This window comes from Streptomyces sp. JJ66, from assembly GCF_019303495.1.
In the GTDB taxonomy this organism is placed as follows: domain Bacteria; phylum Actinomycetota; class Actinomycetes; order Streptomycetales; family Streptomycetaceae; genus Streptomyces.
Genome location: NZ_JAEVFI010000006.1, coordinates 52,185 through 65,484 on the forward strand (window position 1 = coordinate 52,185; position 13,300 = coordinate 65,484).

12 protein-coding genes are annotated in these 13,300 nt (G+C 68.9%); 7 read left to right on the forward strand and 5 right to left on the reverse strand.

Annotated features, from left to right (window positions below):
• Positions 1-42 precede the first annotated feature (42 nt).
• Positions 43-2,730: a transglycosylase domain-containing protein gene (locus JJV70_RS06355; RefSeq protein ID WP_219046741.1), complete on the reverse strand. Its 2,688-nt coding sequence runs from the start codon at positions 2,728-2,730 to the stop codon at positions 43-45.
• Positions 2,731-3,136: 406 nt separating this feature from the next.
• On the opposite strand from JJV70_RS06355, the gene JJV70_RS06360 reads away from it, so the two are divergent.
• Both JJV70_RS06360 and JJV70_RS06365 read left to right on the forward strand, forming a co-directional pair.
• On the forward strand, positions 3,137-3,793 hold the full coding sequence (locus JJV70_RS06360; protein ID WP_219046742.1) for a PadR family transcriptional regulator: 657 nt from the start codon (positions 3,137-3,139) through the stop codon (positions 3,791-3,793).
• 49 nt (positions 3,794-3,842) lie between these two features.
• Positions 3,843-4,925, forward strand: coding sequence for an inositol-3-phosphate synthase (locus JJV70_RS06365; RefSeq protein WP_219046743.1), 1,083 nt, complete (start codon positions 3,843-3,845; stop codon positions 4,923-4,925).
• Positions 4,926-5,070: 145 nt separating this feature from the next.
• Here JJV70_RS06365 and JJV70_RS06370 read toward each other — a convergent pair whose 3' ends face one another.
• From JJV70_RS06370 to JJV70_RS06380, 3 genes are all read right to left on the reverse strand, one after another.
• Positions 5,071-6,102, reverse strand: coding sequence for an alanine racemase (locus tag JJV70_RS06370; RefSeq protein WP_219046744.1), 1,032 nt, complete (start codon positions 6,100-6,102; stop codon positions 5,071-5,073).
• 59 nt (positions 6,103-6,161) lie between these two features.
• Positions 6,162-7,283 carry a peptidoglycan bridge formation glycyltransferase FemA/FemB family protein gene (locus JJV70_RS06375; protein WP_219046745.1) on the reverse strand — a complete coding sequence of 374 codons (1,122 nt, stop codon included), beginning with the start codon at positions 7,281-7,283 and terminating at the stop codon, positions 6,162-6,164.
• Positions 7,284-7,430: 147 nt separating this feature from the next.
• Positions 7,431-7,748 (reverse strand): hypothetical protein, encoded by a 318-nt coding sequence (locus tag JJV70_RS06380; RefSeq protein ID WP_219046746.1) that lies wholly within the window; start codon positions 7,746-7,748, stop codon positions 7,431-7,433.
• Between the two features lie 275 nt (positions 7,749-8,023).
• Here JJV70_RS06380 and rpsF point away from each other — a divergent pair, with 275 nt between their 5' ends.
• The 4 genes from rpsF to rplI all read left to right on the forward strand — a co-directional run bounded on the left by rpsF (position 8,024) and on the right by rplI (position 9,729).
• Entirely contained in the window at positions 8,024-8,314 is a 291-nt protein-coding gene (gene rpsF, locus JJV70_RS06385) for a 30S ribosomal protein S6 (protein WP_219046747.1), read from the forward strand.
• 80 nt (positions 8,315-8,394) lie between these two features.
• Entirely contained in the window at positions 8,395-8,961 is a 567-nt protein-coding gene (locus tag JJV70_RS06390) for a single-stranded DNA-binding protein (protein WP_219046748.1), read from the forward strand.
• A 66-nt stretch (positions 8,962-9,027) separates the two neighbouring features.
• A complete protein-coding gene (gene rpsR / locus JJV70_RS06395) occupies positions 9,028-9,264 on the forward strand; it encodes a 30S ribosomal protein S18 (protein ID WP_003978893.1) in 237 nt (78 codons plus the stop codon).
• Between the two features lie 18 nt (positions 9,265-9,282).
• Positions 9,283-9,729: a 50S ribosomal protein L9 gene (gene rplI / locus JJV70_RS06400; protein ID WP_219046749.1), complete on the forward strand. Its 447-nt coding sequence runs from the start codon at positions 9,283-9,285 to the stop codon at positions 9,727-9,729.
• 120 nt (positions 9,730-9,849) lie between these two features.
• Here rplI and JJV70_RS06405 read toward each other — a convergent pair whose 3' ends face one another.
• Entirely contained in the window at positions 9,850-11,265 is a 1,416-nt protein-coding gene (locus JJV70_RS06405) for an MATE family efflux transporter (protein ID WP_219046750.1), read from the reverse strand.
• Between the two features lie 448 nt (positions 11,266-11,713).
• On the opposite strand from JJV70_RS06405, the gene dnaB reads away from it, so the two are divergent.
• Positions 11,714-13,288, forward strand: a complete 1,575-nt coding sequence (gene dnaB / locus JJV70_RS06410; protein WP_219046751.1) for a replicative DNA helicase — start codon at positions 11,714-11,716, stop codon at positions 13,286-13,288.
• Positions 13,289-13,300: the final 12 nt, after the last annotated feature.

Sequence of the window (13,300 nt, forward strand, 5' to 3'; positions counted from 1 at the left end):
CTCAGGGCCACCGCAGGGCGCCGACAGCGTCAGCGGACGCCGCTACTCCTGGCCGCTCCGGCCGAAGATGGTCCCGCCCGAGTCCTCCCCGGGCTCACCGGTGCTGCCGCCGCTGGGCTGGTCGCCACCGCCCGGGCCGCCCGTCTGGCCCTCGTCCGTGCTGCCTCCTGGGCCGCCACCCGGGCCACCGCCCGGGCCGCCGTCCTGACCACCGTTCTGGCCCGCGTCGGTACCGGCGTTGGCACCGTCGTCATCGCAGGAGGGGTCGAACGGGAAGCACGGCTTGTCGGGCTCGCTCGGGTCGGGCGTGGGAGACGTCTCCGGTTCCTCGGTCTCCGTCTCGGTCGGCTCCGGCTCCGGCTCCTTCGACTCCTCCTCGGAGGGCTCCGGCTTCTCCGGCGTGGGCTCCGGCTGCGGCACGTCCCGGCCATCGACGACGTTGCCGATCGGGTTGGGCTCCGGGAAGGACTCGGCCGGCTGGCCCTTCAGCGCGGCCTTCATAAACTTGGCCCATACCGCCGCAGGGATGTCGCCGCCGTGGATGGACGGCAGGCCGCCGGTGCCGTTCATGGACAACAGACGGGGGTTCTCGGCATCCTCACGGAACATCATTACGGCGGTGGAGAGCTGCGGCGTGTAGCCCACCCACCAAGCCGATTTGTTCTCGTCGGTGGTACCGGTTTTGCCTGCCGCCGGGCGGTCGAGGGCCAAAGCCTTCCTGCCGGTTCCGTCCTGAGCGATAACGCCTTCGAGCACGTTGGTAACCATGTTGGCCACGTTCCGGTCGATGGCCTGTTCCTTCTTGGGCTTCTCGAAGCCCTCCAGCTCCTCGTCGCCTCGTTCTACCTTCGTCACCGAGTAGGGCTCGGTCTGGGTGCCAGAGGCGGCGAACGTGGCGTAGGCGTCGGCCATGCGGATGGCTGAGGGTGTCGAGGTGCCGAGCGCGAAGGAGGGGTTGATGTCGGCGAAGCTGTGCTCGCTGATCCCGGCCGCGGCGGCCGTGTCGCGCACCTTCTCCATGCCCACGTCCATGCCGAGCTGGACGAAGGGCGAGTTCGCCGACTTCTTCATCGCATAGCGCAGCGAGATGTGGCCGTAGTCTTTCCCGCCGTCGTTCACCTGACGGAAAGGCTCGTTTTTGTCCGTGAGGTAAGGCGAGCCGTCCTGGTTCTTGATGACGACTTTGTTATCACCGTTGTACTCACTCGACGGCGAGATGCCCGTGCCCCCACTGCGGTAGGTGCCGTGCTCCATCGCGGCGGCCAGCACGAAGGGCTTCCAGGTCGAGCCAACCGGGACACCACCGGTGTCCGCGTTGTTGCTGTAGTGGCCGTTCTCGGCACCCGCGCCGCCATAAAGGGCGATGATCGCGCCATCGTTGGGCCGCACTGACGCCGCGCCGAACTGCACGAACTCGTCCTGTTCGCGCTCCTCAGGCTTCAGGTGCTCGGCGCGGGCTTCCTGGACGGCCTCCTCCAGCGCCTTGACCTTGTCCTTCTCGAAGGTGGTGTGGACTTCGTAACCGCCGAGGTCGAACTCCTTCGGGTCCAGGTCGGTCTTCGACTGCACGTACCGCTTCGCCGTCTTCACCAGGTAGTTGGTCTGCGAGGAGTCTCCGCCCGAGGTGGCCACGCGCTCCTTGATGTCCGGAAACGCAGAAAGCTCCTGGCGTTCCGCGGAGGAGATCATATCGAGCTTGACCTGACGGCCCAGAATCCACGCGTAGCGCTCTTTGGCACGCTCGGTATTTGCCTCGGCCGTAGCCTTTTCGCTCACGCCGCCCGCAGGGTCATAGAGGTCGGGACCTTTGAGAACAGTGGCGAGGAAAGTGCTCTCACTGCGGTTCAGCTCCACGGCATCCTTGCCGAAGTACGCCTGGGACGCCGCCTGCAGGCCGTAAGCGTTACGGCCGTAGTAGGCGGTGTTCAGGTAGCCCTTCATGATGTCGGTTTTTTCCTCTTCAGCAGCCACCTTGATGGAGATGAAGAGTTCCTGGAACTTGCGGGTGAGAGTTTGGTCCTGCGAGAGGAAGTTGTTCTTCACAAACTGCTGGGTGATCGTCGAACCACCCTGGGTGTCCCCGCCCGTGGCCATGTTGTACACGGCCCGGCCAATACCCTTGGGGTCGATGCCGGAGTCGCTCCAGAACGTTTCGTTCTCGGCGGCGACCACCGCCTCCTGCATCTCCGTCGGAATATCCTCGTAGTCGAGGTTCTGCCGGTTGGTGTCTCCCTCGCGGGCCATCACCGTGCCGTCCGCCCAGTAGTAGACGTTGCTCTGCTGGGTGGCAGCGGCGTTGGCCTCGGTGGGGACCTCCACCATCGCGTAACCGAGGGCGAACAGACCGATGAGCGCCAGCAGGCCCGAGAACACCAGGCCCGTAAGCTGCTTGAACGACGGTGTCCAGCGGCGGACGCCTGACTTGCCCGTGCGCGGGTAGTCGATGAATCGCTTTCTCGCCTCGGGCTCCGGGCCGCGCCCGCGACCGATCACGGTGGCGCCGGAAGCGCTCCCGGCAGGGGCCGCCTGGTCACGGCGTCGGCCGCCCCTGGCGGTGCGCTGGGCCGCCCGACGGGCTTCCGCGCGGGTGCCGTAGGGCCGGTCCTCCGGCGGGCCGTAGGAGCTGGTGGTAGGCCCGCTGGGCGGCGTGGCCGCGGCGCGACGGCCGGGTGCCGACGACGCGGCGCGACGGCCGCGTGACTGCGGCGGCTTTCGGCGGTGCTCGCTCATGGGAACAGCTACTCCTCGGTCAGGCATCCGCGCCTGAAGGCGGCAGTGTACTTCCGGTCCCCCAATATGCGCCCCGCCGTAGTCGGGCACGCATGTCACCCGGGACGGTGACGCGTTCCTGCGGCACTGCGGTTCCCGGTGGTCTTCGCACGACGCCAGCCTACGCAGGCACAAAACCTGTTTAACCTGACATTCACCCGAAAGGTGACCACCCAACGACCATGCACACGGTTGTGACCCCGGACACTCACCCCGCGCTTGCCGGGCCGCACGGCGGGTTCTATCGTCTGGATGTATCGAGTCGATACATCAGCGCGGTATATTCGGTGCGGCACTCGCCGCGCCGGCCCGTGACACATCGGCTCGGCGCGAGCGGCGAACAAGCGAGGAGAGGAGTGGAGCGTCGATGAGCAGACGGTCCGGCATCCTCGAATTCGCCGTTCTCGGCCTGCTGCGCGAGGCCCCCATGCACGGCTACGAGTTGCGCAAGCGGCTCAACACCTCGCTGGGGGTCTTCCGTGCGTTCAGCTACGGCTCGCTTTACCCCTGCCTCAAGACCCTCGTCCAGCAGGGCTGGATCGTCGAGGAGGAGGGCGGCGCGCCACAGGACCCGCGTTCCGCTCCTCTCGGGGGGCGCCGGGCCAAGATCGTCTACCGCCTCACCGCGGAGGGAAAAGAGCACTTCGAGGAGCTCCTCGCCCAGACGGGGCCTGATGCCTGGGAGGACGAGCACTTCGGTGTGCGCTTCGCCTTCTTCGGCCAGACCTCGCGGGACGTGCGGATGCGGGTGCTGGAAGGCCGCCGCAGCCGCCTGGAAGAGCGGCTGGAAAAGATGCGCGCCTCCCTGGCCCGCACCCGGGAGCGGCTGGACGACTACACGCTTGAACTGCAACGCCACGGCTTGGAGTCCGTGGAGCGAGAGGTCCGCTGGCTCAACGAGCTGATCGAGAGCGAGCGGACGGGACGCGGTCGGCGCGAGCAGGACCGCCAGTCACAGGAGACGGGCCATCAGCCCCGGCATCGGGGCGGTGCCCGGCCGGATTCGTCCGATGACACCACCTGAGTTCCGCACCGTGCGGAGTCTCAACGAGTACACACAGGGAGCAACCGGAATGGGTTCGGTTCGCGTAGCCATCGTCGGCGTGGGCAACTGCGCCGCCTCGCTGGTGCAGGGCGTCGAGTACTACAAGGACGCCGACCCGGACAGCCGCGTCCCGGGTCTGATGCACGTGCAGTTCGGCGACTACCACGTCAGGGATGTCGAGTTCGTCGCCGCGTTCGACGTGGACGCCAAGAAGGTCGGTCTCGACCTGGCCGACGCCATCGGCGCCAGCGAGAACAACACCATCAAGATCTGTGACGTGCCGTCCACCGGTGTCACCGTGCAGCGCGGCCACACCTACGACGGTCTGGGCCGGTACTACCGGGAGACCATCGAGGAGTCGGCCGAGGAGCCGGTCGATATGGTGCAGGCACTCAAGGACGCGCAAGCCGATGTCCTCGTCTGCTACCTGCCCGTGGGCTCCCAGTCGGCCGTGGAGTTCTACGCGCAGGTCGCCATCGACGCCAAGGTGGCGTTCGTGAACGCCCTGCCGGTGTTCATCGCGGGCACCAAGGAGTGGGCGGACAAGTTCACCGAGGCCGGCGTCCCGATCGTCGGTGACGACATCAAGTCGCAGGTCGGTGCCACCATCACCCACCGTGTCATGGCGAAGCTGTTCGAGGACCGCGGCGTCATCCTGGACCGCACGATGCAACTCAACGTCGGCGGCAACATGGACTTCAAGAACATGCTGGAGCGCGAGCGGCTGGAGTCCAAGAAGATCTCCAAGACGCAGGCCGTCACCTCCCAGATCCCCGACCGGGAGCTGGGCGAGCACAACGTGCACATCGGCCCGTCCGACTACGTCGCCTGGCTGGACGACCGGAAGTGGGCCTACGTGCGCCTGGAGGGCCGCGCGTTCGGTGACGTGCCGCTGAACCTGGAGTACAAGCTGGAGGTCTGGGACTCCCCGAACTCCGCCGGCGTCATCATCGACGCCCTGCGCGCCGCGAAGATCGCCAAGGACCGCGGCATCGGCGGCCCGATTCTGTCGGCCTCCTCGTACTTCATGAAGTCTCCGCCGGTGCAGTACTTCGACGACGAGGCCCGGGAGAACGTGGAGAAGTTCATCAAGGGTGCCGTCGAGCGCTGAGCGCTCAGCGCCGGGTCCGCCCCCTGCCGGGCTGACCGGTGAAGCCGCCGGGCATCCTCCGGCGGTGCCTGGTAACGCGGAGCGGGGTCGTGTTTCACGTGAAACACGACCCCGCTCCGCGCGTACGGCCCTCTCGTCCCGGGCCTCAGCTCTCCACGAGCCGGTCGAACTGTGTGGTGGTGTGCCGCAGGTAGGCCACCATCTCCTCGCCGACGTGCGGCTCAGGCGCGTCCGAGGGGACGAACAGGATCGACACCTGCATGTGTGGCGGCTCCGCGAACCAGCGCTGCTTTCCGCCCCAGACGAACGGGGAGAGGTTGCGGTTGACCGTCGCCAGGCCCGCCCGTGCGACGCCCTTGGCCCGCGAGGTCATCCCGTGCAGCGCCTTCGGCGCCTCCAGGCCCACGCCGTGCGAGGTGCCGCCCGCCACGACCGCGAGCCAGCCGTCAGTCTGCGCCTTCTGCTGCCGGTAGCCGAAGCGGTCGCCCTTGGTCACCCGCGTCACGTCCAGGACGGCGCCGCGGTACTCCGTGGCGGCGTGGTCACCCAGCCACAGCCGCGTCCCGATGCGCGCCCGGAACCGGGTCTGCGGGAACTGCTGCTGGAGCCGGGCGAACTCCTCGGCTCCGAGGTGGCTGACGAACATCGTCTCCAGCGGCAGCCGCGCGGCCCGCAGCCGGTCCATCCAGCCGATGACCTCCTCGACGGCGTCCGTGCCGTCCGTGCGGTCCAGCGGCAAGTGGATGGCGAAGCCCTCCAGGCGCACGTTCTCGATGGCCGCGTGCAGCTTGCCGAGGTCATCCTCCGAGACGCCGTGCCGCTTCATGCTGCTCATCACCTCCACGACGACCCGGGCGCCCACCAGCGCGCCGACGCCGTCCAGCGAGGAGACCGTGCGGATCGCGCGGTCCGGCAGCGGCACCGGCTCCTCCCCCTTCCGGAACGGTGTCAGCACGAGCAGGTCGCCGCTGAACCAGTCCTTCATGCGGGCGGCCTCGTACGTGGTGCCGACCGCCAGCACGTCGGAGCCGAAGCGGGAGACCTCCTCCGCCAGGCGCTGGTGTCCGAAGCCGTATCCGTTGCCCTTGCAGACCGGTACCAGGCCCGGGAACTGCTGGAGCACCGTCTGCTGGTGCGCTCGCCAGCGAGGTGTGTCGACGTAGAGGGAGAGCGCCATGCCGGGGGACGACCTTTCTCGTGCTTCTCGTGAACGGGGCTCTTCGGGGGCGAAAGGGGTCAGCGCCGCGACATGTAGAGGTCCAGCGCCTTGTGCAGCAGCTTGTTCAGCGGGAAGTCCCACTCACCGAGGTACTCCGCCGCCTCCCCGCCCGTCCCGACCTTGAACTGGATCAGGCCGAACAGGTGGTCGCTGTCGTCGAGCGAGTCAGAGATGCCGCGCAGGTCGTAGACCGTGGCGCCGAGCGCGTACGCGTCCTGGAGCATGCGCCACTGCATGGCGTTCGACGGCCGCACCTCACGCTTGTGGTTCGCGGACGCGCCGTAGGAATACCAGACGTGGCCGCCCACGACGAGCATCGTCGCCGCCGCCACGTTCTCGCCCTCGTGCTGCGCGAAGTACAGCCGCATGCGGTTGGGGTCCTCGTTGTTGAGCGCCTTCCACATCTGCTGGAAGTAGCCCAGCGGCCGGGGCCGGAACCGGTCACGCTCGGCGGTCACCTCGTACAGGCGCTGCCACTCCGCGAGGTCCTCATAACCTCCCTGCACGACCTTGACGCCAGCCTTCTCGGCCTTCTTGATGTTGCGCCGCCACAGCTGGTTGAAGCCCTTGTGCACCTCGTCCAGGGTGCGGTTCTCCAGCGGCACCTGGAAGACGTAGCGGGGCTGCACGTCGCCGAAGCCGGCGCCGCCGTCCTCACCCTGCTGCCAGCCCATCCGGCGCAGCTTGTCCGACACCTCGAAGGCGCGCGGTTCGATGAACGTGGGTTCCACGTCGCGCAGCCGCTTGACATCCGGGTCCTGGATGCCCTTCTTGATAGCCGCCGCGTCCCAGCGCCGGATCACCACGGGCGGGCCCATCTTCACCGAGAACGCGCCCCGGTCCTTCAGGTGCGCGAGCATCGGTTTCAGCCACTCCTCCAGGTTCGGGGCGTGCCAGTTGATCACCGGCCCCTCGGGGAGGTAGGCGAGGTACCGCTTGACCTTCGGCAGCTGCCGGTAGAGGACGAGCCCGGCGCCGACGACGCGCCCCGTCTTGTCGTCGAACCAGCCGAGGTTTTCCGCGCGCCATTCGGTCTTTACGTCCGCCCAGGCGGGAACCTGACAGTGACTCGCCGACGGCAGGCTCCGGAGGTACGCCAGGTGTTCCTCGCGGCTGATGGTCCTCAGGGTCAGGCTCATACGGGGCGCTCCTCCGGCGTACTTCGCAGGGTCTGGCGCGAAGCCTACTCGCCGGAAGGGGAGGCCGAACCTCGCCGTGAGCCGGTCGCGGACCCCGCTGCCCGCGGCGGGCACGGACGGCTCGAACGGGACTCGGCCCGCGACAGATCAGCCCAGCAGGCCGCCGAAGAGACCACCGTGGGACATACCGAGGTAGAGGCCGAAGCCGGACGCCCCGAGCCCGATGACCAGCAGGAACCGCTCGGCAGTCGTCGCAGAGATCATCTGCCCCCACAGCGCCGCGCCGATACCCAGCAGCCCCGCCCAGGACGCGAGCAGGTGCAGCCCGGGAAAGAGGGACGTCACCGCCGCCACCGCGCCGAGCACGATCGCCGCGAGGGCGAAGGCGTTCTCGCGCGGGTGCGCTTTGCCGTCGGTGTCGAGGAAGGCGAGCGGATCGCGATGTTGCCGTGCTGCCTGTGCCATGGGGCACCTCCTGCCGGAAGGCGGCGCCGCGTGGCGCCGCTCACACCCGATGTGTCCAGATTGCGGGGTACTCGGCCCGGATTTCAACCGGGAGGGTCAGGACGGGTAGGCTGTACCGTCTGCACCGGTGTCTGCCGTGTCCGCCTCCGCTCTCCGGCCCGAATGCCGGGGCTGTCAGTGGCGGCCGCTATAACGGCAGGGACCGTGGCGTTACGCATCAACCCTCCTGCCACGGAACGCCCGTGGCCGCTGAGTCCAGAGGAGGTGGGTTACACATGCGTCACTACGAGGTGATGGTGATCCTCGACCCCGATCTCGACGAGCGTTCTGTCTCGCCGCTGATCGAGAGCTTCCTGGCCGTTGTCCGCGAGGGCAAGGGCAAGGTCGAGAAGGTCGACACCTGGGGCCGTCGTCGTCTCTCCTACGAGATCAACAAGAAGCCCGAGGGCATCTACTCGGTCATCGACCTGCAGGCCGAGCCCGCGGTCGTCAAGGAGCTCGACCGTCAGATGAACCTGAACGAGTCGGTCCTTCGGACCAAGGTCCTCCGTCCCTCCGTCCGCTGAGTCACCTGACGCCAGCGCACGAAGGTTCCGAGTAGCAGCGCTACGCAGCCCACAGCAGCCAGCACGCCGAGAGGTACCCCATGGCAGGCGAGACCGTCATCACGGTCGTCGGCAATCTCGTCGACGACCCCGAGCTGCGCTTCACCCCCTCCGGTGCGGCGGTCGCGAAGTTCCGCGTCGCGTCCACCCCCCGCACCTTCGACCGGCAGACCAACGAGTGGAAGGACGGCGACAGCCTGTTCCTCACCTGCTCGGTCTGGCGGCAGGCGGCGGAGAACGTCGCCGAGTCCCTCACCCGGGGCACCCGGGTCATCGTGCAGGGCCGCCTCAAGCAGCGGTCGTACGAGGACCGTGAGGGGATCAAGCGCACGGTCTACGAGCTCGACGTCGACGAGGTCGGCGCGAGCCTGCGCAACGCGACCGCGAAGGTCACCAAGACCAGCGGGCGCGGGGCCGGCCAGCAGGGCGGCGGCTGGGGCGGCGGCTCCGGCGGCCAGCAGGGCGGGGGCGGCGCCCCCGCGGGCGACCCGTGGGCGACCGGCGCTCCGGCGGGCGGCGGCCAGCAGGGCGGCGGCCAGCAGGGCGGCGGTGGCGGCGGCTGGGGCGGCGGCTCCGGCGGTGGTTACTCGGACGAGCCCCCGTTCTGACCGGCCCGTACGGGCCGTACGGCGGCGGGTTCACCCGCAACTTCTTGAATTCACTGGAGAGAGACAATGGCGAAGCCGCCTGCTCGCAAGCCGAAGAAGAAGGTTTGCGTGTTCTGCAAGGAGAAGATCTCCTACGTCGACTACAAGGACACGAACCTGCTGCGGAAGTTCATCTCCGACCGCGGCAAGATCCGTGCCCGCCGGGTCACCGGCAACTGCACCCAGCACCAGCGTGACGTCGCCACGGCCGTGAAGAACAGCCGTGAGATGGCGCTGCTGCCCTACACGTCGACCGCTCGATAAGGGAAGGGTGACCGCAACATGAAGATCATCCTGACCAACGAGGTCTCCGGCCTCGGCATCGCCGGCGACGTGGTCGAGGTGCGCGACGGGTATGCCCGCAACTACCTCCTCCCCCGCGGTTTCGCGATCCGCTGGACCCGTGGTGGCGAGAAGGACGTCGAGCAGATCCGCCGTGCCCGCAAGATCCGTGAGATCGCCACGGTCGAGCAGGCCAACGACGTCAAGGCACAGCTGGAGGGCACCAAGGTGCGCCTCAAGGTCCGTGCCGGTGACGGCGGCCGCCTGTTCGGTTCCGTCACCCCGGCTGACATCGCCACCGCGGTGAAGTCGGCCGGCGGTCCGGACGTGGACAAGCGCCGCGTCGAGCTGGGCTCGCCGATCAAGACGCTCGGCTCGCACGAGGTCTCGGTCCGGCTGCACACCGACGTCGTCGCCAAGGTCGGCGTCGAGGTCCAGGCCGCGTGAGGTTCTCCCGCGTCTGAACGGCCACGGAACGGGCCGCACCCCTGAAGCAGGGGTGCGGCCCGTTTCCGTGTCGGCCGTCGTCTGCTGAGGCCCGCACGGCCTCCTCGCCGTCCGGTCTGCTCAGACCCGCACCGATCCGGTGACGATCCACCGTCCGGAGCGGGCCCGCCACCACAGGGTGGCCATGCGCGTCGCCATCATCAGCCCGGCCACCGTCCACCACAGCGCGGTCAGACCACCGCCGAGCGTGGGCACCAGCAGCGCCACGGGTGCGAACACCGCCAGCACCGCCAGCATGGCCCAGGCCAGGTAGGGCCCGTCCCCGGCGCCCATGAGTACCCCGTCGAGCACGAAGACGACGCCCGCGATGGGCTGGGTGACGGCGACGACCAGCAGCACGGGCAGCAGTGCCGCGTGGACGGCCGGGTCGCTGGTGAACAGCGGCAGGATCAGCGGACGGGCGACGACGACAAGCACCCCGAGGACCAGGCCGGACGCGATGCCCCACTGCACCATGCGCCGGCACGCCGCGCCCGCCCCGGCGGCGTCCCCAGCGCCGAGGTAGCGGCCGATGATGGCCTGCCCGGCGATGGCGATGGCGTCGAGGGCGAAGGCCAGCAGCGACCACAGCGTGAGGGTGATCTGGTGCGCGGCGATGGAGACGTCCCCCATGCGGGCCGCGACGGCCGTGGCGATGAGCAGCACGGCCCGCAGCGACAGCGTGCGGACCAGCAGCGGCGCCCCGGCCTGGGCGCAGGCGCGGATACCGGCGGCGTCCGGGCGCAGGGACGCACCGTGCCGCCGGGCACCGCGGACCACGACGCCGAGGTAGACGGCAGCCATGGCGCACTGGGCGAGCACGGTGCCCCAGGCCGAGCCCGCGATGCCCCAGCCCGCACCGTGGACGAGCAGCAGGTTGAGCAGACCGTTGGCGGTGAAGCCGCCGATGGCGACGTACAGCGGCGTGCGGGTGTCCTGCAGGCCGCGCAGCACGCCGGTGGCCGCGAGAACGACGAGCATGGCGGGGATGCCGAGGAGGCTGACCCGCAGGTAGGTCACCGCGTACGGGGCCGCCGTCGTGGACGTGCCGAAGGCGTCGATGAGCGCGGGTGCGGCGGGGTAGCCGACGGCCAGCACGCCCAGGCCGAGCAGGAGGGCGAGCCAGATGCCGTCCATGCCCTGGCGGATCGCGGCGGGCAGCTCGTTCGCCCCGAGGCGGCGGGCGACGGCGGCGGTCGTGGCGTAGGCGAGGAAGACGAAGACATTGACGCCCGTGGTGAGCAGGGCGGCGGCCACCCCGAGACCGGCGAGCTGCGGGGTGCCGAGATGGCCGATGATGGCGCTGTCGGCCATGAGGAAGAGCGGTTCGGCGACAAGGGCACCGAAGGCGGGGAGCGCGAGGGCGAGGATCTCCCGGTCGTGCCGGCGCACGCCTCGCCCGCGGGGCGCGTTGGCGGCGGCTTCGGTGGGCGGTGCGGCGCTGCCGGAGGCGGGACGGGACGAGCGGCCTCGGGAGCTCGAAGGGGATGCGGGCATGACAGTGATACAAACATCCACAGGTAATGATCGCAACCCCATTCTACCTATTACCAGACGGGCTGTGCCGCGCTACACCCAGCCTTCGGCGCGTGGATCTCCCCCGACCGGGCGAAGTTTTTTCCCTGCACAGCCCGTGGACGGAGAAGACGCAGGTGAGGGCCGGTGTCCGGAGCTGCGAGCGGTCTTCTCCACAGTGCTGTCCCCCGAGCCGTACACAGGAATGCGCGGGTTCTCCACAGGATGGAGCACATCACCCACAGGGCCCTGTGGATAACCAGATTGGTGCCAGCCGGGGAGGGCCGTAGCGTAGTCCGGCGCCCGCCTCACGTTCCCCTCTGCTTCGCCGCGAGCCCCTCGTGTCGTAACCGGAGTCGGGCGGCTCAGTTGTCAGAGCTGTGCCGTAGAAAGAGGTGCACTGCGGTTCGGCTCGGGAGGAGGTGGCGCGGTGGCTCAGCCCGAGCATCTGGAAGACCCGTGGGCGTCGGCGGCCCCCGCGGCCCGTCCCGGGGACCGGCTGCCGGTGTCCCGCCCGCGGCGCGGAGCCGAGCCGGACGGCGGCGAGCAGCACGAGCGCGGCCACGACGACTTCGCCGGCGGCGGTTCGGGTGGCAGCGGTTCGGGCGGCGGTTCGGGCGGCGGTTCGGGCGGCGGTTCGGGCGGTGGCTCCCTGGGCGGCGGCTTCGACTCGGGCAGCCCCTTCGAGCGCGTCCCGCCCCAGGATCTCGGGGCGGAACAGTCCGTCCTCGGCGGCATGCTGCTGTCCAAGGAGGCGATCGCCGACGTCGTGGAGGTCCTCCAGGGGCAGGACTTCTACCGGCCCGCCCACGAGACGATCTACCAGGCCATCCTGGACCTGTACGCCAAGGGCGAGCCGGCCGACCCGATCACCGTCGCCGCCGAGCTGACACGGCGCGGCGAGCTGACCAAGGTCGGCGGCAACGGCTACGTGCACTCACTGGTCCAGACGGTGCCCACCGCCGCGAACGCCGAGTACTACGCGGAAATCGTCCACGAGCGGGCGGTGCTGCGCAGACTGGTGGAGGCCGGGACGCGCATCACCCAGATGGGATACGCGGCCGACGGCGACGTGGACGAGATCGTCAACTCCGCGCAGGCGGAGATCTACGCCGTCACCGAGCAGCGCACCTCCGAGGACTACCTGCCGCTCAACGACATCATGGAGGGTGCGCTCGACGAGATCGAGGCCATCGGGTCGCGCAGCGGTCAGATGACCGGCGTCCCCACCGGCTTCACCGACCTCGACTCGCTGACGAACGGCCTGCACCCGGGCCAGATGATCGTCATCGCGGCCCGCCCCGCCATGGGTAAGTCCACGCTCGCCCTCGACTTCGCGCGGGCCTGCTCGATCCGGCACCAGCTGCCCAGCGTCATCTTCTCCCTGGAGATGGGCCGCAACGAGATCGCGATGCGCCTGCTGTCCGCCGAAGCGCGCGTCGCGCTGCACCACATGCGCTCCGGCAGCATGACGGACGACGACTGGAACAAGATCGCCCGCCAGATGCCCCAGGTCACTGACGCGCCGCTGTACATCGACGACTCGCCGAATCTGACGATGATGGAAATCCGCGCCAAGTGTCGTCGGCTCAAGCAGCGCAACGACCTGCGGCTGATCGTCATCGACTACCTGCAGCTGATGCAGTCCGGTGGCTCGCGGCGGCCGGAGTCACGTCAGCAAGAGGTCTCGGAGATGTCCCGTAACCTCAAGCTGCTGGCCAAGGAGCTTGAGGTCCCGGTCATCGCGCTCTCGCAGCTCAACCGCGGCCCCGAACAGCGCACAGACAAGAAGCCGATGGTCTCCGACCTGCGTGAGTCCGGCTCCATCGAGCAGGACGCGGACATGGTGATCCTCCTCCACCGGGAAGACGCCTACGAGAAGGAATCGCCCCGGGCTGGCGAGGCCGACCTGATCGTGGCCAAGCACCGCAACGGCCCCACCGCCACCATCACCGTCGCCTTCCAGGGCCACTACTCCCGCTTCGTCGACATGGCCCAAACCTGACGGGCCTGCCGA

Excerpts from the sequence above, each read along its gene's own strand:
- JJV70_RS06370 (WP_219046744.1), bottom strand. The coding sequence starts at position 6,102 with ATGGCGCTCTCCCTCTACGTCGACACACCTCGCTGGCGAGCGCACCAG.
- JJV70_RS06380 (WP_219046746.1), bottom strand. The coding sequence starts at position 7,748 with ATGGCACAGGCAGCACGGCAACATCGCGATCCGCTCGCCTTCCTCGAC.
- rpsR (WP_003978893.1), top strand. The coding sequence starts at position 9,028 with ATGGCGAAGCCGCCTGCTCGCAAGCCGAAGAAGAAGGTTTGCGTGTTC.
- JJV70_RS06365 (WP_219046743.1), top strand. The coding sequence starts at position 3,843 with ATGGGTTCGGTTCGCGTAGCCATCGTCGGCGTGGGCAACTGCGCCGCC.
- rpsF (WP_219046747.1), top strand. The coding sequence starts at position 8,024 with ATGCGTCACTACGAGGTGATGGTGATCCTCGACCCCGATCTCGACGAG.
- rplI (WP_219046749.1), top strand. The coding sequence starts at position 9,283 with ATGAAGATCATCCTGACCAACGAGGTCTCCGGCCTCGGCATCGCCGGC.
- JJV70_RS06355 (WP_219046741.1), bottom strand. The coding sequence starts at position 2,730 with ATGAGCGAGCACCGCCGAAAGCCGCCGCAGTCACGCGGCCGTCGCGCC.
- JJV70_RS06375 (WP_219046745.1), bottom strand. The coding sequence starts at position 7,283 with ATGAGCCTGACCCTGAGGACCATCAGCCGCGAGGAACACCTGGCGTAC.
- JJV70_RS06390 (WP_219046748.1), top strand. The coding sequence starts at position 8,395 with ATGGCAGGCGAGACCGTCATCACGGTCGTCGGCAATCTCGTCGACGAC.
- JJV70_RS06405 (WP_219046750.1), bottom strand. The coding sequence starts at position 11,265 with ATGCCCGCATCCCCTTCGAGCTCCCGAGGCCGCTCGTCCCGTCCCGCC.
- JJV70_RS06360 (WP_219046742.1), top strand. The coding sequence starts at position 3,137 with ATGAGCAGACGGTCCGGCATCCTCGAATTCGCCGTTCTCGGCCTGCTG.